This window comes from Sporomusa termitida (genome assembly GCF_007641255.1).
Classification (GTDB): Bacteria; Bacillota; Negativicutes; order Sporomusales; family Sporomusaceae; genus Sporomusa; species Sporomusa termitida.
The window spans coordinates 3,220,891-3,239,817 of sequence record NZ_CP036259.1 but is presented as its reverse complement, the minus strand read 5'-3'; the positions used below and the strand labels follow the sequence as shown (position 1 = coordinate 3,239,817).

Here is an 18,927-nt window from a genome sequence, read left to right as displayed (position 1 = left end):
GATAATTAATACATAAAATTACCGGGAGGTGAAGCGCGCCTGAGAAGTGATGAACAGACGCTGGCACTAAATTTATTTACGGTTCTGGCCCGGACTCATAATACCCTGATGGAGATCGACCGGCGTGATATCAGGCAATATGGCCTGAATCAGACAGAATTTGCCGTATTGGAACTTTTGTATCACCGGGATTCATACCCGCTGCAGCAGATCGGGGAAAAAATCCTTATTACCAGCGGCAGTATCACTTATGTGATTAACAAGCTTGAGCAGAAAGGCTTGCTGGCGCGTATACCCTGTGCAGGGGACCGGCGGGTGATTTATGCCACCCTGACAGAGCCGGGGCGCCGGCTGATTACCGAGATTTTCCCCCGTCATGCCCGCACGCTGACGCAGGCTTTTCGGGGCCTGACACCAGCCGAGATGGAGCAGGTGATTGCTTTGCTTAAGAAGCTTGGGTTATATGGACACCAGACGCGAGCAGTACATGGGGCGGAGGTGTCATTTATAAACAGTTTAAGAGGAGGTAAGGATGATGATGCTAAGTAATTGGGACAGGCACAGGGATATTGGGATCTTGATATTGCGGGTGGGGATTGGCTTAATGTTTGTTTTTCATGGCTGGCCGAAAATCTCCGGCGGTGTAGAAACCTGGAATAAGCTTGGTCTGGCGATGCAACACCTGGGCTTAGGTTTTGCGCCTGTATTCTGGGGCTTCCTGGCAGCCGCTGCCGAATTTTTCGGCGGTATGCTTATTGCTGCCGGCTTGCTGACCCGCCTGGCGGCTATGGCCTTGGCCTTCAATATGTTTGTGGCCGTTGTGCTTAAGTTTAGTACCGGCGCCGGCCTGAGCGGGGCTTCCCATGCCCTGGAAGTGGGGATCGTCTTTTTAAGCCTGATATTTATCGGCCCCGGCCGGTATAGTGTAGACTGGCTGTGCCAGAATAAGGATATGCCGAAATTAAACCAGACCAGGTAGAGAGGGTGAGCACAATTAATACTGTCAGGACAATACGCCGGCTTGTGGCCGGTACTGCTCAGGTTGACGGGGCAGGAGTGAGGCTGGTGCGGGTGATTGGCCGCGCCGATACCCGGGAGTTTGATCCGTTTCTGATGCTGGATGCCTTTGACTCCCGCAATCCTGACGACTATATCCGGGGGTTTCCCTGGCATCCGCACCGGGGCATTGAAACCGTGACCTATCTGATCAGCGGTGACATTGAACATAGTGACAGTCTGGGCAATAAGGGCAGTATTCTGGATGGCTGCTGCCAGTGGATGACCGCCGGCAGCGGCATTCTCCACCAGGAAATGCCCCAGGCCTCAGAGCGGATGCTGGGGGTTCAGCTGTGGCTGAACCTGCCCCGCCGCGACAAGATGACCCGGCCGCAGTATCGTGACATTTCCGCAGCGATGATCCCGTGCGTACAGGAGCCGGGGGCGGTTGTACGGGTGATTGCCGGCCGTTATGGCCGGACAACCGGTGCGACCCAGGGCGATTATGTAAAAACACTGTTTCTGGATGTTGAGCTGGAACCGGGCCGCGAGTGGCAGCTGCCAACAGCCCGGGAGGCCACACTGTTTATCTATCTTGTGGCCGGGGCCGGCTATTTTGCCGGTGACAGGCACCAGGTGATCGGCAGCCATCAGGCCGTGCTGTTTGACGAGGGCGACAGGTTTGTTGCCCACGCGGCCGGGCAGGGAGTTCGATTTCTCCTGTTTGCCGGCCAACCGCTGCAGGAACCGGTAGCCTGGGGCGGGCCAATTGTTATGAACACGCGCGAGGAATTGCAGCAGGCTTTTCAAGAGATTGAAGACGGGACGTTTATCGGCAAATAATGCATTGTTTGAAGCAAGCAATCACCGGCAAGGGGGGATTGCTTGCTCGCTTTGTTGTACCAGCATTAACGCCATTGTGCCGGCGCGCTTTTAACAACAAGCATAAAAACCGTATCAGCTTTGGGCCTGATACGGTTTTTATGCTTGTTGGCTATAGAATAAGGGGGGAATCACGGCAAAAATAGATTACGTACGCCACTATTTTTTGGTACGGTTTTGCTTTACGGGCCGCCGGTGTAAATGCGGTTTGCCAAATAAGAGTGTCCGGTGCTTTGCTTTTAATTTATTAATGATTATGCCGTCGTTGCTGCGAAGCGCTTTCCTGGTTTTATCCAGGGTATCTGCGAGGCAGCAGGCATATTTGATATATTGCTGCAGTTGCTCGCGCATTTGGCGCAGCCTGGGAAGCCGGGGGGCCAGTTCAATTTCCTGTAAACTGACTATCTGCCGGAAAATATAAAACTTCCACATTTCGACGGCAATAATGACAGGCAGGACAACGAGCATTAATGACGTTATAATTTTTAATGTTAAAGGACTGGCGGCAGAATTATAAATATCGAGGCTCCAGCGGGGGTCAAGGCTGGATACGATGATGCGGGGGTACAAGCCGGTGAAGAGCGAGACGGTCTGGGTGATCAGCGCCAGGCCGCTGAGACCCAGACTGGGGCGATATTGCTCCCGGCGCAGATAGTGGCCGCTGAAAAACAGGCATATAAGCGTTGTTACAGCCAGTATAAAGACCAGACCCTTATGACCTGCCGTTGTAGCGGTGACCGTGAAGATGGCCTGACAAACAACTGCCGGCAGGGTATATTTGACGGTAGCCAGGCTTGCTTGCTGCATACGCCGGGCCAGGCTGGATTCCAATTTCACAGCAAGATAGATTGCTCCCTGGGATAAAAACAAGAGAACATAGGTGAGACCGCTTAACAGGGAATGCATGCTAATTAAAGCCAAGAAGCCGCCGCTGTATTGCTTATCCCCGGCAATGGGTAATCCGCTCAGCATACTGCCTAGCGCAATCCCCCATAGCAGCGCCGGCACCAGGCTGCCCAGAAAAACCGACCAGTAACAAAAGCTGCGCCAGGCCGGATGATCCTCTTTATTGTGGAGTTCAATCGCCAGACCTCTGAGCAGCAGGGCCGCAAGAACAATAAACAGAGCGAGATATAACCCGCTGAACAGGGTGGCGTACACGTGGGGAAAGCCGGCAAATAATACCCCGGCCGCCACAATGAGCCAAACCTGATTGCCCTCCCATACCGGAGCAATTGTTTGGATAAGCGCCTGCCGTTCGATATCATTCTTACCGGCCCACAGCAGCATGCCGACCCCGAAATCGAGGCCGTCTAATAGCAGAAAGCCGGTAAACAAGAGGCAGAATAAGAGGAAGCAAAGAGTATTTAGATCCATGCAGCACCTTTTTAAAAAAAGTTTTTTATGATTATGCTTCAGGCCCGGCGATAATGACTTTGCGCATGAAGTATAAGGCTGCCGCGGTCATGATCAGATAAATTACCGTATACCCGGTCAGTGAGATGCCGATGTTTACCAGGGGGACAACTTTCGAAATCCCCTGTTCTGTCCGGAGCAGGGTATACACGATCCAGGGCTGCCGGCCGACTTCGGTAATAATCCAGCCGGCGGTATGGGCGATATAGGGTAAAGGGATACTCCACATAATAGTACGGAGCAGGAAGGGGCTTGCCTCCAGCCTTTGTGTCCGCCAGTACCAATATACTACCAGCAGCAGCACCACCAGGTACATGCTGATAACAAGCATAATCCGGAAACTCCAGAATAACAGAGCGACCGGCGGTATATACTCCCCGGGGCCATAAGCGGCTGTAAAGCCGGCCTGCAGGTCTTTTATACCCTGGACCTGCGTAGCTGCGTGGTTGCCAGCCATTATGGACAACAGGCCCGGCACTGATATCTCAAACGAATTCCTGCTGTTGGGCTTGTCGATCAGGGCCACAACCGTGAAGGGAGCCTGGTCGGAGGTCTCCCATAAAGCCTCCATCGCCGCAAGCTTCATCGGCTGGGCTTTTCCCAGATACTGCGTATAAACATGGCCTGTGCCAATGACCAGAGCAGTGGCAATGGCCGCACAGAGGAAGCCCATTTTAAAGGAAATTCTAAACAAACCGGTATACCGTTTGTGTAACAGATAGTAGGAACTGACCGCCATCATAAAGAACCCGGCGGTCATCACTCCGGCCAGCACTGTGTGAGGATACTGATAGAAAACATAAGGGTTGGTGATGACGGCAATAAAGTCAAGCAGCTCCAAACGCTCACCGGCCAGTATATACCCTGCAGGGTGCTGCATAAAGGCGTTGGCTGTAAGAATCCAGAAAGCAGAAATATTGGCGGCCACAGCCACCAGCCAGATGGCGGCCAAGTGAAGCCGCTTGGGCAGCTGGTCCCAGCCATAGACCCAGAGGCCGATGAAGGTGGATTCCACAAAAAAGGCCGTCAGCGTTTCGATGGCTAAAGGCACACCAAATATATCGCCCACAAACCGGGAATATTCGGACCAGTTCATACCAAATTCAAATTCCTGAATAATACCGGTGAGGATACCTACTGCATAATTGATCAGAAAAAGCTTGCCCCAGAATTTGGCCAGTACTTTATAGTTGTTGTTGCCGGAGCGGACGTACATAGTTTCCAGCAGGGCAATCAGCAAGACTAAGCCGAGGGTGAGTGATAAAAACCAGAAGTGATATGTCAATGTTGTCGAGAATTGCAATCGTGCTAACAGTAGCTTATCCATTCGTATCCTCATAACCGCTGCAATCGTGGTTATGTTAGTATCTCCTGTTTCGGAGAAGGTTAGTCCCGGGAAAAGGGGGCGGATACTAATCCATTGCGGCAATATTTATATTGACGCCGGCGTCTGGAATCTGTAGAATAATAGTTAGTCGGCAAATAGTTAGTCATAAAACTGTTGGGAGGAATTGCCATGGAATACAATCCAGATGGGCTGAAATGGCTGTTCCGGGCCTTTGACCGGATGCACCACAATTGCCTGAAGGCTGAATTGAAAAAACGGGGGCTGCGGGCAGCAAGCCACCCGGTGATTTTATTTGCATTGAAGCACGAAATAAAAGATATGCTGGCATCCCAGAAGGAGATTGCCGATGCAATCGGGATCAGCCCGCCGACTGCGGCCATTTCAATTAAGCGGATGGAAAAAGCCGGACTGCTTTACAAAATCCCGGATAAACAGGATACCCGGCGGAAGCTGATCACGCTTACGGCAACAGGAATACAGCTTATCAACGAGTGTGAGCTGGCATTTGAAAAAGTAGACCAGGGTATGCTCACCGGCTTTACAGCGGCTGAAATTGAGCAATTAAAAATGTTTTACCTCCGGATGATTAATAATCTTGAGGTTATGGGTGCCCAGCCGCCGGCCCAGTTAAAAAGGAGCATGCCGCATGCAAACTGCTAACGATACAGACCCTAGGCAGCAAGGTGGGCAGCCGCAGCGCTATCTTGGCAACAAAGGACTTGTTGCTCTGTTAGGGTTGCTTAGCGCTTTTGTACCGCTTTCAACCGACATTTATCTGCCGGCGTTGCCTACTATTGCTCATTACTTCCAGGCGCATCAGTCGCTTGCCAACCTGACCTTACTCCTGTTTTTCATTTTTTTCGGTATCGGTACTTTATTCTGGGGGCCTATGAGCGATAAGTACGGACGGAAGCCGGTGCTGCTGACCGGTCTTATTATTTATACGGCGGCAAGTGTTTTTTGTGCTGTTTCGTTGACGATAAACCAGCTGATTTTGTCCCGGGCCTTGCAGGCCCTGGGCGGGAGTGCCGCCACTGCAGTCGCGACTGCAGTCGTGAAGGATGTTTACCGTGGCCGCAAACGCGAAGCTGTTTTGGGGCTGGTGCAGTCGATGGTGGTGATTTGCCCGGCTGTTGCCCCTGTTATCGGTGCATTTTTATTGATGTTTACCTCCTGGCAAGGCGTTTTCCTGGTGCAGGCAGCCATCGGGCTGGTGGCGGTGGCCGGTACGTTTGCTTTACAGGAAACGCTGGCTGAAAAAAGCGCCGGTACGGTGCTCCACACGATCGGCAGACTGGGGGCGGTACTCAAAAATCCCCGGTTTACCTCTCTCTTGATTACTTTTTCGCTGCTCGGGATAGCTTCCTTGTCCTTTATTGCCGGCTCGACCTATATCTATCAAAATTCGTTTGGCCTTAGTAGTCAGGCGTACAGCTACTACTTTGCCTTCAATGCCATCGGCATGCTGCTTGGCCCCTTGCTGTACTTGCGTTTGTCTATGTATTTCCGGCGGAATATGATTATTAACTCAGGGTTTGTCGTTCTGATCCTTAGTGGCCTGCTGATGTGTCTCTTTGGTGATTACAGTCCGTGGTTATTTGCCGTTGTTTTATTGCCGGCAACGATTATCACCAGCGCTTTGCGCCCGCCAAGTACTTATCTGATGATGGAACAACAAAACGGCGACACCGGCTCAGTGTCGTCGCTAATTAATTGTTTTGGTATTGCCCTCGGAAGTATCGGGATATTGATTGTTTCTTTTGACTGGAGTAATTTGATGGCTGTTGTTGGGGCCTTGCACCTCATTCTTGGCCTGGTATGCGGCGGGGTCTGGCTATACATCTCGCGGCAGGATTTTTTAAACCAGGCTTGTGAAGAGGCCGGGGAAGAAGAAGGAAAAGCGTTGATTGCCAATGATTAGTATACAGAATAAGGAAGCAACCCTCCTGAGCCAGGCCAGGTTGCTTCCTTGTTTTGCTGAAAGTCAATACGGGGGTTCGTGCCTTAAAGCGCCGGCTGCCCGGTGCCAATCTCGGCCACGCTTTTGGTTGCGAACCTGACGCCCAGCGCGTAGGCTTTTTCACAGTCCTGGGGGAATATCTCCTCACGGCGTTTCGCCTTGGCGGCTGCATCAAATGCTGTTACCACATACTTATCATAATCGCTAAACTGGTAAGTATCTGTGACATACAACGATTCGATAGCGCCGAAAGTTCTGGCAAAAGCTTTTTCCGTTGTCGAGAGAATAAGATCATAGCCCCATTCGTGTACCATGTCGTGGGTGATATTCATTGTGTAAATAAAACCTACCGGTTTTTTCTGTTCAATAAGGGATGAGTAATTCTTATCATAGACCAGATACTGAAAGGCCATGCGTTCCATGAGTGATCGCATCTCGCCGGTGACATTGCCCAGGTAAATCGGCGATCCGAGGAAAACGGCATCCGCCTTGGCGATTTTTGCCAGCACTGGCGTCAGATCATCCTGATAGGCACAGCGGCCATAGCTTTTCCCGCCTTTTAATTTACAGGCAAAACAACTGACACATCCCTTGTAGTTAAGATCATACAGATGGATGAGCTCAGTGGCAGCGCCCTGAGCGGCTGCTCCCGCCAGCGCCTTGTTCAACAGTGTTGCCGTGTTCCAGCTTTTTCTGGGGCTGCCGTTGATCGCTAACACATTCATTGAAAATTCCTCCTTTAGTATTTGAACGTGACTTCCTGATATGTATTATATATTGTTATAAGACAGGAGTTAAGTATGAACATATTTGTTATATACTAACCTTAAAGTAAGTAAAGGGGGTTGTTTTTATGAATGATTTGAACAAGAAGACGGAAAATATCCAAGCGGAGCCTAAATTTTACTGATACGTTTTTACAGCTGGAATTTAACTGAATAATGGCAATAATGGAAATTAGGTGCCGTTATTGCCATTAACCGGTAATTGCCGGGTGTTATTGCCGGGAGTATACTGACGGTGGGAGGTGGCAGTATGCTCCAAATCCAAGCGGTGACTGACGGCCTTGCTCACCTGGCCGAATCAATCTGTGCCAGGTGTCCGATGCGCGAAACCTGCGGCAATATACCGATGTGCGGTGATATTCAATTACTGAAGCAGGCGGAAGAATTACTTAAGATGCACCCATAGGGTGCATCTTTGTGTTTTGCGCAGCCAGCCGGGGAGTAGCTGCAGCCGGATAATCACACATTCGATTAATAATAAGCAGCTGGACTGAATAGGAATACAGGGAGTAAATCCAGGAGTTTAACATCGAATGAAATGGCGGGTGAACCTATGAAGCACGAAATTTTTGCCGATGGGATCAGTGCTATCCATGTAACCGGCAATCTTGTCCGTATCGACCTGATGTCCCTGCAGCCCCAGTGTAACGGGGAAGACGGTAAGCCGGTGGTGAATATCAGCAAGCGGGTCATCATGCCGCTGGAGGGCTTTATCCAGTCGCTGGCCATTCAGGAGGATATCGTTCAGCAGCTGCTTGCCGCCGGTGTCTTAAAAAAGACGGATCCGTTACATATATCAACCCAACACTGAGGCGGAGGGTGTTCAGCGGCGATGGCGGCCACCAATATTCTGACTTTTCGACAAGGTTCGACAAAAATTACAAAAAATTGCTTGACAGTAATTTTATTCCAGTGTATACTAAGTATAGGTTGTTAGCACTCATTGGCGACGAGTGCTAACAACGACTTGGATAGATCGGTCGGAAGATTAATAAGGGGGACAAGTATATGGAAAAACGCAATCTGTACATAGAAAAGATTGAGGCCAATCTGGCCCAGTACAATGCAAAGTTAGCGGAGATGAGGGCTAAAGCGGCTGAGGTGCAGGCCGACATGAAATTAGAATACCTTAATCAGATAGAGAAGGTCGAAAAGATGCGTGATAATGTTAAGGACAAGCATGAGCAGCTCCAACAGGCTAGTGAGAGTGCCTGGGAGGATGTAAAATCAGGGACTGAAAAGGCGTGGAATGAGCTGACAGAGGCTGTTGATAAAGCCACTCACCGGTTTAAATAACCACCGGCTGGTTTGTTGGACCGGCTTGGCACCCGGATGCTACTGATTATATATGGAATTTTTTATAAGGTTAAAAAATATTAGGGGGAGTTCTTGTTGAGAAAAATTATATTTGCATTAATGCTTCTTATTGTAACTAGCGCAGGCACCGTTTTTGCCGCGCCGATAAATAACCTGGATAAAGGCCAGACCGCGGTCGGCTTCGTGAGAGATGATTTCTATATTGAACATAAACTTACTAATGAGATTACGGTAGGGCTGCAGGATGACGATATTTACGGTCAGTTTAACCTTAAGGGGAATTTCCGGGCTATTATTGGCAGCCGGGATTATGATTCTGATTCGCATCTTTATGGTGGTGTTGCGGCCACCACTTCCCTGGCTCCTGCTGTGGATGGCTACGCCTCGGTGATTGCCGGCGGCAGTTTTGCGGAATTTCAGGTTGGGGCCAACTACAGTCTCACCCATAATGTTGATCTAAACGTTAATTACTGCTCGTTCAGACCGGACGAAGGCAGCAATAAAAGCAAGTTTGGTGTCGGCGCAACCTTTAAGTTTTAAAGCGTAAGCCTGACATGAGAACCCGCGGAATTTTCGCGGGTTCTTTGTTATGGGCCACCCTTTTAGCAGGGAGGCGGAGCCTGTAAAAAGTCGATTTCGCCGTCGACCATGACAATCTCCGGGCGGGCCGACATGATCAGCGGATCTTTACTCCATACGACCAAATCAGCGTCCAGACCGGGTGCCAGGCTGCCGATCCGGTCGGCAAGCCCCAGAATTCTGGCGGCGTCGCAGGTAATCATGCGCAGCGCCTGCCGGGCCGGCAGGCCATAGCGGGTGGACAGGCCGGCATAGAGTGACAGGAAGCAGCTGGGAGTTACCGGATGGTCACTCATCATGGTAAAGGCTACGCCCTGCCGGTATAACAGGGCCGGCGATTCCATGGTCTTGTCTTTTAGCTCCACTTTTGACCGGGTGGATAATGCTGGCCCCAGGACTACCGGGATCTTTTCGGCTGCCAGCAGGTCGGCAACAAGATAAGCCTCGGTGCCATGTTCGATAATGATTTCAACATCAAATTCCCGGGCGATCCGGATGGCTGTAATAATGTCATCGGCCCGGTGCGCGTGGGCCCGGAGCGGCATCTCCCGGCGCAATACCCTGGCGATTGCCTCCAGGCCCATATTATACTTGAAATCTTTTTCCCCCTGCTGCTGCAGGTACTGGCGGGCCTGCCAGAAGGCCTCCCGGATCAGGGCGGCGGTAGCCATGCGCGACACCGGCATCTTTTTGCGGTCGGCCCCGTAAACCCGTTTGGGGTTTTCGCCAAAGGCAATCTTCAGCCCTGCATACCGCTGCAGCAGCATCTGTTCGACGGTGGCCCGGGGGGCCGTTTTCAGGAGCACGCATTGGCCGCCAATGGGATTGGCGCTGCCAGGCGCCACCATCACGGTAGTTACTCCCCCCTGGTAGGCTTCCAGCAGGCCGAGGTCGGCGGGATTAATGGCATCCAGGGCATGCAGGCCGGGGGTAACCGGTTCGCTGCGTTCGTTGACATCCGAACCGGCCCAGCCCATACCCTCGCTTTCAATCCCCAAATGGGTATGGGCGTCAATGAGGCCGGGGGTGACGATTTTGCCGGTTGCGTCGATGACCCGGCAGCCGGACGGGATGTCCAGGTTGCTGCCGACGGCCCGTATCTTATCGTTGCGGATGATAATGGTGCCCTGGTCCAGGGTTTTGCCGCACATGGTCAGGATTTTCCCCCCTGTTAATGCAATCATTTTTTTCCTCCAAGTCAGTATTGGGCGCCGCAATCGGCAGCGGCGCAGCCAGCTTTGCTCCAGCCCGGTGCCGGGGCGGACGGTTTCGGAGCCCCTTGTATTCAGGCCGGGCTCTATACCTATATTACCTCCTGCCGGCAAGATTTCCTGCCTGATATTTTCCGGTCCGGCTCTGGGTTGGAAACATGGATTGCAAATAAATATAAGCTTGCAATCGGAGGCCGGTATACTATATAATAAACCCAAGAGGTGAGGCTGAATGGATATTAATCTCAAAAGAACGATTACCGGGCTGGAACAGCAAAAGCTTATTAATACTGCTCTTTGCCCGGACGGACAAATAACCCGGCCTAATCAGCTTGTTAAAACAGGCAGTATCATTGGCCGCCGGGATTCACTGACAGAATTGCAGCAAAAAATACTGACTGCCGCGATCGCCCTAAGCTACGAAAGCAGGCCGAATAAACCGGATCACGCTGCTTATAAGATGCATTTTAATGATTTTGTTAAAATTTGTGGTGATTCATCGTCTAATGACATGTATGCTTATATCGTCAATGAAATTGAGAAAATATCCAAAAAAGGCCTGTGGCTGTATGATGAGCAGACGCAAACCCTGATCCGGACCCAGTGGTTCCAGGCGATTGCCTATCGGGGGCAGGAGATTCTCTTTCAGTTTACTGAGCGCGTACTGTCTTTAATTGCTGCTATTGATCCCGGTGATATTGAGTACCGGCTGGTAAAAGGAATTCAGTATAAAGGCAAACATACGCTGGCTGTTTTCGAGATTCTCCGGTCCTGGAAATCCGCCGGGGTGGTAGAATACAGTATTGCCGAGATGATGCGGCAGCTATCGCTGGAACACACTCGCTATTCCTATGGCCAGCTGCGGCTGCGGGTCATTGAACCGTCAATCCAGGAAATTTATGAATGGGATGACGCTATTTTTGTCCGGTTTGGACCAACATTTTCCGGACGCAGAGTGGAAGGTATCTGGTTTGAAGTGATAACCGGGGAAAAAGCCAGGCAGTTGCGAAAACAAGAACCGGAATTTAAATTCTCGTCGCCGGAGCAAAAGCATGGCGCAATAAAATAAAAGTAAAATACATCAATTGCAAATATAATTTATGTTGCAATTGATAAAAGATTGCCATATAATATAGATAACTGAGAACTAGGCGAGATATAATCCGTATTTCTCGCATTTTTTTTAATCACAACAATTGCAAATTGCAATTAATTTGCAATTATAAATGCGAAACAAACAGCTGGCAAAAAAATTATTGTAGTCAACAAAGCGATTTTTAATGGGAAGGATGTGGCATTATGAAAAACTTCGGTGAGTATGTGGGCCGGTTCGGCGATGTGGTGTTAAAAGATAATGTCCGGTGTCTCCAAATGAATATGGGATATGTCTGCAATCTTAGCTGCAGGCACTGTCATGTGGAGGCCGGTCCCGACCGGCAGGAAATGATGAGTTTGAGAGTGGTTAATGACTGTCTGCGCTTTATTGAAAATTCAGACATAAATGTTGTCGATATTACCGGCGGCGCTCCGGAGATGAATCCTAATTTACAGGCACTGATTCGGGGCTTGCGCAGGCTGAAACCGGCGGCAAGCATCTTACTGCGGAGTAATCTCACGATTCTGAATGAGCCTAAGTATGCAAGATTGCCGGCGTTTTTAAAGGAGAATAATGTCGACATTATTTCATCTATGCCCTGTTACCTGGAGGAGAATGTGGAGTTTCAGCGGGGCAAGGGGGTCTACAGCCAGAACATTAAGGTGCTGCAGAAACTGAACCGTTTGGGCTATGGGGGGGCAGGCCCCAAGCTGCATTTGGTTTATAACCCCGGCGGCAGCTTTTTGCCTGCGCCCCAAAATGAACTGGATTTTGCCTATAAAGAGAGCCTGGGCGAACGGTTCGGGATTATGTTCAATAATCTGTATACAATTACCAATGCTCCTATTGGCCGCTTCCGGGCCGACCTGGAACAACAAGGGCAGCTGGAAGGCTATATGAACCTGCTGGCCGACAATTTCAATCCCGCTAATCTGGCTAAGGTGATGTGCCGGAATTTGCTTAATGTAGACTGGCAGGGCCGTGTTTACGACTGTGATTTTAATCAGGTATTACAGCTGCCGATTGCGGCCGGCGATAGTTACATAGGCAGCATTACCGCCCAGGGCCTGGCCGGGATGCCTGTCAGGCTGGGGAATCATTGTTTCACCTGCACGGCCGGTGCCGGCAGCAGTTGTCAGGGGAGTCTGGATAATAAGGCCGGCTAAAGTCTGCGCCACCGCAACCTGCGGGGCTTCCCGGTGGTTGCCGTTCCCGGCGCCGGCTTTAATCGCTCAGGCAGGAACAGCGGGAATTATTTTAAGAAGGGAAGTAAGCAGGATGAGGAAAAAAACGGCAGGGCTGATACTGGCGGGGTTGTTTGCCGCTGCTTTGTTTATTGGCGGCTGCGGCGGCAATAAGCAAAGCAGTGCCAACGCGGACCGGGAGGCCAGGGTAGTGCATGTCGGTTATTATGGCGGAACTTGTGAAGCTCCGATTTATGTTGCCCATGAGCAAGGGGTGTTTAAGAAAAACGGCCTTACGGTTGAACTTGTTAAACTTACGGCGGCTACTACCAAAGAGGGGATTGCGACCGGCAAGGTTGACGCCGTTATGATGTCGCCGGGCGGTTTTAAGGCCATGGAACAGGGGCTGAATATTAAGCTAACCGCCGGCATTCATACCGGTTGTATTCAGGCCGTTGTTCCAGTTGATTCGCCGGTACGGTCAATTGCTGATTTGAAAGGCCGGACTGTGGGGGTAGACGCAATTGGCGGACCGCCGATGATCTATCTGGGAATGGAAATGATCAGGCTGGGGATCGACCCCAAGACAGAGGTCAATTGGCAGGCTTATCCGGGACCCCAGCTAAGCCTGGCCATGGCCAAAAAGGAAATTGATGCGTTTTCCACCTGGGACCCGTTTCCGCAGATTGCCGTCAATGAAGGTAAGGCCAGGGCGTTTTTCAGCAACACCCACTCGGCGCCCTATGCCGATCAGCTATGCTGTTATGTGGGGATCAACGGCAGGGTCGTCAGCAATGAACCGGATATTGCCAAGGCGCTGACCCGGTCGTTTGCCGAAGCGACTAAATGGGTTGGGGAGCATCCGGCGGAAGCTGCTCAAATCAGTATTGATAAAAAATACACCGGGGGCGATGTTGCGCTGAACAGTGCCTTGCTGGCTCAGTACCGCTGGATAGCCGATCCCCTGCAGGCCCGGGCAAGCTATACCTATTTCCTTAACGGCATGAAGCAGCTGCAGGTGCTTGATGCTGCGACCGAAGTGGACGCCCTGGTTGGACATACGTTTGTGGTGTTAGAGGAATGAGCAGGCACTGGGTTGCGGAACCGGTCCTCAGTCCCATGGCGGCTGCCGGCAGGAGCGCAGTGGCAGGCTGCCTGGCCGGGTGGCTTATCCTGTGGCTGCCGGCATTGGTACTGGGGATTTCACTGCTCCTGCACACCGGGCTGCCTGACAGGCAGCTGGTGTTGACAACTGCGAACTATTGCCGGTTATTGGCAGCTCTTACCGCAATCTATGCAATTTGGGCGATTGCCGGCTTTTTCCGCCCCGACTGGCGCCGCCAGCTGCATGGTCACGCGCCTTTGGCGGCAGCCGCTTTTGGTTTGCTGGCTCTCTATGATCTGCATACTCTTAAATTCAATAGCCTGCCCCTGCCGTTTTTTCCTTCGCCGGCGAAGATTCTGGAGGCTTTTACCCATGATGGGAAGATATTGACGGTTAGTACGCTGTATTCACTGCGACTGCTGTTTTTGGGATATATGTGCGGTGTTTTGCTGGGACTGCCCACCGGCCTTCTAATGGGCTGGTACCGGCAATTCCGCTATTGGGTCAATCCGCTGGTCCGGATTATCGGTCCGGTTCCGGCCACTGCCTGGATACCTGTTACGCTGGCGGTTTTTCCGACCAGTTTCGCCGGCAGCGTTTTTTTGATTGCCCTGGCCACCTGGTTTCCGGTGACTGTTATGACCTGGTCCGGGGTGGCAAGTGTTAATAAATCATATTTTGAAATCGCCCGGACGCTGGGGGCTGATGAACGGTATCTCATGTTCAAAATCGCATTGCCGGCGGCGCTGCCGATGGTGTTTATCGGCCTGTTTATGGGCATGGGGACCTCTTTTGTTACCCTGGTTGTAGCCGAGATGCTGGGCGTGAAAGCAGGACTTGGCTGGTATATCGAATGGGCCCAGGGCTGGGGCGAGTATTATAAAGTCTATGCAGCCCTGATTATCAGTGCTGTGCTTTTTTCTTCACTGATTTCGCTGTTGTTTAAATTCCGGGACCGGCTGCTGGTCTGGCAGCGGGGCTTAGTAAAATGGTAGAGGCGGCAACTGGCGCTAAAATTACTCTCAGGCAGGTGGAAAAAACCTACGGGGATTATTCGGGCAGGCCAATCCGGGCGCTGGAACCTGTCGATCTGGATGTCGCTGCCGGTGAGTTTGTCAGCATTATCGGCCCCAGCGGCTGCGGGAAATCAACACTTCTTCGGCTGATTGCCGGGCTTGAGCAGCCGACGTCCGGGACCGTGCAGGCCGATTTGCTGCCAATTACCGGGCCGGACCACACACGGGGCTTTGTATTCCAGGACCCGCTGCTGTTCCCCTGGCTGGATATCTGGCACAATGTGGCTTCCGGCTTGCGGGCGAGAGGCCTGCTGGCAGCACATAAAGGTGAGGTCGGCCAATTCCTGGAGCTTGTTGGCCTGGCCGATTTCGCCGGGGCGTTTCCTCATCAGCTGTCTGGCGGGATGGCGCAGCGGGCCGCACTGGCAAGGGCGCTGATCAATCACCCCAAGGTATTGCTGCTGGATGAGCCGCTGGGAGCGCTGGATGCCCTGACCCGGATGACAATGCAGGATGAAATTCTCCGTATCTGGGCGAAAAGGCAGGCGACGATGCTGTTTGTCACCCATGATATTGATGAGGCGCTGTATCTGAGTGACCGGGTTATCATCATGAGCGAACGGCCGGGGCGGATAAAAGACACCATGAGGGTCAGGCTTCCCCGGCCCCGCCGCAGAAATGCACCGGAGTTTTTTGCCGGCCGGAGCCGGTTGCTGGCTTTGCTGGGGGTAGGGCAGTCAACATAACGAAATGCAGGGGGGAATGGTGGCGTGAATAGAAATATTGCCCAGATCATCAATAAGGCCATTGACGGCGGCGAACTTACAGGCCTGGAACTAAGTCGCCTGCTCACGGTCGATTATTTGTCGGAAGAAGCCTACATGATCCAGTATGCCGCCAGAAAGATCAGCGCCGCTGCTGCGGGCGGAAAGGCTGAAGTACATGCCCAGGTGGGGATAAACGCCGGACCCTGTCCGAAAAATTGTCATTTTTGCTCGTTTGCACCGGTCAATAAGATTTTCGAGGCCGAAAAGGTGTACAGCCTGGAAGAGATAATTGACAAAGCCTTAGTATTTGAGGCTGACGGTGCCAATGCCATTTATCTCATGGCGACGGCCACCTATGGGCTGCCGGCTTATCTGGCCGTTGCCCGGGCGGTAAGGACGGCTTTAAAGCCGGAGACACCGCTGGTGGGCAATGTCGACGATTTTGCTGAAGACGGCGCCATAGCTCTGAAACAGGCCGGATTTGCCGGCGTATATCATGTGCTGCGGATGGGTGAGGGCCGGGTGACAAATATCGCCCCCGGGACCAGACTGCGGACAATTGCGGCTGCCCGGCAAGCGGGGCTGCTGGTCGGCACCTGTGTGGAACCGGTGGGACCCGAACACACTGTTGAGGAGATTGTCGAGAAAACGATGCTGATTAAAGAAATCAGGCCGGTACATGCCGGATCAGGGCGGCGCATCAATATTCCCGGTTCGCCCCTGGAGCCGTATGGCGCTCTGACCCAGGCCCGGCAAGCCCACATTATTGCCGCGGTTAAACTGGCTTTTGGCTATTCGGTACCCGGTCACTGCGGCGGCGATTACGGCATTGCCGCGATGGCGGGCGTAAACCTGTCATGGGCGGAGTCCGGTTCCAATCCCCGGGATACGCAAGCCAATACGGTGATTGGCGGGACGGTGGCCAGCCGGCGGGAAACCTTCCAGCAGGCCGGGTGGGAAATGGTAGAGGGGCCGTCGGTGCTGTTTAGTCCCGGCTAGGTGTAACAGTTTCTGTGGATAGGGGACAAAGGAGTAGTGATTATGGATAATGAAAACAGATTTGAACTAAAGATGACGCGCCGGACTTTTTTAGCCGGAGCTGCCGCCATGGGGGCAAGTGTTTCCTTGCTTGGCCTGATGGATGTTTTGACGGCGGAAGCAGCCAGCCGGCTGCCGGCTGCCGCTGCCGGCACCCTGAGCTATCAGGCCTGTCCGCGTAATTGTCATGATACGTGCACACTGATCTCCAAAGTAGTAGATGGGCGGATTGTGAGTGTTACCGGCGATCCCACGCATCCGATTACTGCCGGTACTCCCTGTGTCAAGGGGCATTGTTACCCAACCTGGGTGTATCACCCGGACCGGATTCTGTATCCGCTGAAACGGACCGGCAAAAAGGGGGAGGGCGGCTGGCAGCGTATTTCCTGGGATGAAGCTTACCGCACCATTACCGACAAATTCAAGCTGATTATTGACACCGATGGGGCCGAGGCCATTCTTCCCTACAGCTATTCCGGCAATCTGGGGATTGTGAATAATTACGGGGTTCCCTTTCGTTTCTGGAACAAGCTGGGGGCCAGCAAGCTGGAACGGGCCGTGTGCTCCGACGCCGGTAAACCGGCAACAAAATATACTTATGGTCAGGTAGGCGGGATTGATCCGGAAACTTATGCCAAGACCAAACTTTTTGTTGCCTGGGGTGTTAATCATGGGGCAACCAATGTTCATATCATTAAATTTATTAACCAGGCCCGGGACAAGGGGGCGAAGCTGGTAGAGATAAATCCGGTGCGGACGCCGCTGGCTTCCCAGGCCGACCTGCATCTTCAGCCCCGGCCGGGGACGGATGCCGCCCTGGCACTGGGGATTATGAATGTCATTATTAATGAAGGGCTGTACGACAAAAATTTTGTGGACAACTACACCTTCGGGTTTGACAAGCTGGCGGCCAAGGTGCAGGACTACCCGGTGGAACGGGTAGAGGAAATCACCGGCGTACCTGCCGGTACGGTTGTAGAATTTGCCAGGCTGTATGCAACCGTCAAACCCTCCATCATCCGGGTTGGCTACGGCCTGCAGCGCAATTCCAACGGCGGCCGGATGGTGCGGGCTATCTCCCTGCTGCCGGCCCTGGTGGGAATGGTGGGCGTTGACGGCGGCGGCTATGTCTATATCAACGGCGATTACTGGGCTTATGACTGGAAAGCGCTCCAGCGGCCCGATCTGCTGGCCAACCGGCAGGTCCGTTCGATCAATATGAATGAGATCGGCAAGGCGCTTAACGGGCAGACCCCGGAGACCCGGGACAAGCCGGTCAAGGCGTTGTTTGTGTATAACAGCAATCCGCTGGCGATGTCCACTAATACCAATCTGATCAAGCAGGGGCTGGCCCGGGAGGATCTGTTTACTGTCGTCGTGGACCCTTTTGTTACCGACACGGCCGATTATGCCGATATCCTGCTGCCGGCGGCAACCTTCTTCGAGTATGAGGATATCAACTCCGATTATCTCGGCTGGTATGTCAGGCTGAATCAGCCGGCTATTCCGCCGCTGGGCGAAAGTAAGTCCAATCTGGAGGTTTTTGCCGAGCTGGCCAGCTGGATGGGCTTTACGGACCGGTGTTTTAGCGAATCTGCCGCCGAGGTGATTAAGGCCTCCCTGCAGTCCGGCAGTCCCCTGTTTGCGGGGATTACGTATGAAACGCTGCAGGCCAGGCACTGGCAAAAATTAAATCTAGCCACTCCTTTTGCCGATAAAAAATTTAATACACCCTCCGGTAAGATTGAATTTTATTCGGAAAGCCTGGCTAAAGCCGGGTTCGACCCTGTGGCGGAACATGTGCCGCCGGCCGAGGACGCAGAGGTGACGCCGGCCTTGTATGCCAAATATCCTTTGCAGCTGGTGACGCCGGCAACAAAATATTTTATTACCACTCAATTTCATAACCTGCCGTATATTCAGGAGATTTATGACGGCCCGCTTATTTTTATCAATCCCCGGGATGCGGAAGCCAGAGGGGTCGATACCGGGGACTGGGTCCATGCGGTCAACGACCGGGGCAAAGTCAGGCTGAAAGTAAAAGTGACCGAAGCGGTGCAGCCGGGGGTGGTTATGTCGCCTAAAGCCCCGTGGCAAAAACTCAGCCCCGGGTTAAACAATATCAATGCCCTGGCGCCTGACCGGCTTGGCGATATGGGCGGGGTCTCAACCTATCATACCAACCTTGTCCAGGTTGCCAGGGCCTAGCCGCTTACTAATAAAGGGG

Annotated in this window: 20 protein-coding genes; 16 read left to right on the top strand and 4 right to left on the bottom strand. The window is 52.4% G+C overall.

The window, feature by feature from the left end:
• Positions 1–108: 108 nt before the first annotated feature.
• The 3 genes from SPTER_RS15300 to SPTER_RS15290 are packed head-to-tail and all read left to right on the top strand — an operon-like array spanning position 109 to position 1,839.
• The gene (locus SPTER_RS15300) at positions 109–549 is read left to right on the top strand and encodes a MarR family winged helix-turn-helix transcriptional regulator (RefSeq protein ID WP_144351169.1); all 441 of its coding nucleotides are present in this window, start codon (positions 109–111) and stop codon (positions 547–549) included.
• The gene (locus SPTER_RS15295; protein ID WP_246105316.1) at positions 533–979 is read left to right on the top strand and encodes a DoxX family protein; all 447 of its coding nucleotides are present in this window, start codon (positions 533–535) and stop codon (positions 977–979) included. Before SPTER_RS15300 ends, SPTER_RS15295 begins: the two co-directional genes overlap by 17 nt.
• Positions 980–984: 5 nt before the next feature.
• Entirely contained in the window at positions 985–1,839 is an 855-nt protein-coding gene (locus SPTER_RS15290) for a pirin family protein (protein WP_246105315.1), read from the top strand.
• 198 nt (positions 1,840–2,037) lie between these two features.
• On the opposite strand, the gene cydB is transcribed toward SPTER_RS15290, so the two are convergent.
• On the bottom strand, positions 2,038–3,255 hold the full coding sequence (cydB, locus tag SPTER_RS15285) for a cytochrome d ubiquinol oxidase subunit II (protein WP_144351168.1): 1,218 nt from the start codon (positions 3,253–3,255) through the stop codon (positions 2,038–2,040).
• A gap of 31 nt (positions 3,256–3,286) precedes the next feature.
• Positions 3,287–4,621 (bottom strand): cytochrome ubiquinol oxidase subunit I, encoded by a 1,335-nt coding sequence (locus SPTER_RS15280; RefSeq protein WP_144351167.1) that lies wholly within the window; start codon positions 4,619–4,621, stop codon positions 3,287–3,289.
• Between the two features lie 189 nt (positions 4,622–4,810).
• On the opposite strand from SPTER_RS15280, the gene SPTER_RS15275 reads away from it, so the two are divergent.
• Entirely contained in the window at positions 4,811–5,302 is a 492-nt protein-coding gene (locus SPTER_RS15275) for a MarR family winged helix-turn-helix transcriptional regulator (RefSeq protein WP_144351166.1), read from the top strand.
• Complete coding sequence (locus SPTER_RS15270; protein WP_144351165.1) at positions 5,289–6,563, top strand: multidrug effflux MFS transporter; 1,275 nt, start codon at positions 5,289–5,291, stop codon at positions 6,561–6,563. Before SPTER_RS15275 ends, SPTER_RS15270 begins: the two co-directional genes overlap by 14 nt.
• A gap of 83 nt (positions 6,564–6,646) precedes the next feature.
• On the opposite strand, the gene SPTER_RS15265 is transcribed toward SPTER_RS15270, so the two are convergent.
• Positions 6,647–7,327 (bottom strand): flavodoxin family protein, encoded by a 681-nt coding sequence (locus SPTER_RS15265; protein ID WP_144351164.1) that lies wholly within the window; start codon positions 7,325–7,327, stop codon positions 6,647–6,649.
• Between the two features lie 310 nt (positions 7,328–7,637).
• Between SPTER_RS15265 and SPTER_RS24820 the strand changes: the two genes are divergently transcribed.
• From SPTER_RS24820 to SPTER_RS15250, 4 genes are all read left to right on the top strand, one after another.
• Positions 7,638–7,793 (top strand): hypothetical protein, encoded by a 156-nt coding sequence (locus SPTER_RS24820; protein WP_170233292.1) that lies wholly within the window; start codon positions 7,638–7,640, stop codon positions 7,791–7,793.
• Positions 7,794–7,940: 147 nt separating this feature from the next.
• Positions 7,941–8,198, top strand: a complete 258-nt coding sequence (locus tag SPTER_RS15260) for a hypothetical protein (RefSeq protein WP_144351163.1) — start codon at positions 7,941–7,943, stop codon at positions 8,196–8,198.
• A 197-nt stretch (positions 8,199–8,395) separates the two neighbouring features.
• A complete protein-coding gene (locus SPTER_RS15255) occupies positions 8,396–8,683 on the top strand; it encodes a sll1863 family stress response protein (RefSeq protein WP_144351162.1) in 288 nt (95 codons plus the stop codon).
• 120 nt (positions 8,684–8,803) lie between these two features.
• Positions 8,804–9,244: a hypothetical protein gene (locus SPTER_RS15250; RefSeq protein WP_144352928.1), complete on the top strand. Its 441-nt coding sequence runs from the start codon at positions 8,804–8,806 to the stop codon at positions 9,242–9,244.
• A 62-nt stretch (positions 9,245–9,306) separates the two neighbouring features.
• Here the strand turns inward: SPTER_RS15250 and SPTER_RS15245 are convergent, their stop codons facing one another.
• Positions 9,307–10,467, bottom strand: a complete 1,161-nt coding sequence (locus tag SPTER_RS15245; RefSeq protein ID WP_144351161.1) for an amidohydrolase — start codon at positions 10,465–10,467, stop codon at positions 9,307–9,309.
• Positions 10,468–10,726: 259 nt separating this feature from the next.
• On the opposite strand from SPTER_RS15245, the gene SPTER_RS15240 reads away from it, so the two are divergent.
• The 7 genes from SPTER_RS15240 to SPTER_RS15210 all read left to right on the top strand — a co-directional run bounded on the left by SPTER_RS15240 (position 10,727) and on the right by SPTER_RS15210 (position 18,908).
• Positions 10,727–11,563 (top strand): replication initiation protein, encoded by an 837-nt coding sequence (locus tag SPTER_RS15240; protein ID WP_144351160.1) that lies wholly within the window; start codon positions 10,727–10,729, stop codon positions 11,561–11,563.
• A gap of 230 nt (positions 11,564–11,793) precedes the next feature.
• Complete coding sequence (gene arsS / locus SPTER_RS15235) at positions 11,794–12,756, top strand: arsenosugar biosynthesis radical SAM (seleno)protein ArsS (RefSeq protein WP_144351159.1); 963 nt, start codon at positions 11,794–11,796, stop codon at positions 12,754–12,756.
• 112 nt (positions 12,757–12,868) lie between these two features.
• On the top strand, positions 12,869–13,858 hold the full coding sequence (locus SPTER_RS15230) for an ABC transporter substrate-binding protein (RefSeq protein WP_144351158.1): 990 nt from the start codon (positions 12,869–12,871) through the stop codon (positions 13,856–13,858).
• Positions 13,855–14,874, top strand: a complete 1,020-nt coding sequence (locus tag SPTER_RS15225) for an ABC transporter permease (RefSeq protein WP_144351157.1) — start codon at positions 13,855–13,857, stop codon at positions 14,872–14,874. Before SPTER_RS15230 ends, SPTER_RS15225 begins: the two co-directional genes overlap by 4 nt.
• Positions 14,868–15,641: an ABC transporter ATP-binding protein gene (locus SPTER_RS15220; RefSeq protein WP_144351156.1), complete on the top strand. Its 774-nt coding sequence runs from the start codon at positions 14,868–14,870 to the stop codon at positions 15,639–15,641. The genes SPTER_RS15225 and SPTER_RS15220 overlap by 7 nt, the downstream gene beginning before the upstream one ends.
• A 24-nt stretch (positions 15,642–15,665) precedes the next feature.
• On the top strand, positions 15,666–16,661 hold the full coding sequence (locus SPTER_RS15215) for a radical SAM family protein (RefSeq protein ID WP_144351155.1): 996 nt from the start codon (positions 15,666–15,668) through the stop codon (positions 16,659–16,661).
• Between the two features lie 42 nt (positions 16,662–16,703).
• Positions 16,704–18,908, top strand: a complete 2,205-nt coding sequence (locus SPTER_RS15210) for a molybdopterin-containing oxidoreductase family protein (RefSeq protein ID WP_211367294.1) — start codon at positions 16,704–16,706, stop codon at positions 18,906–18,908.
• Positions 18,909–18,927: the final 19 nt, after the last annotated feature.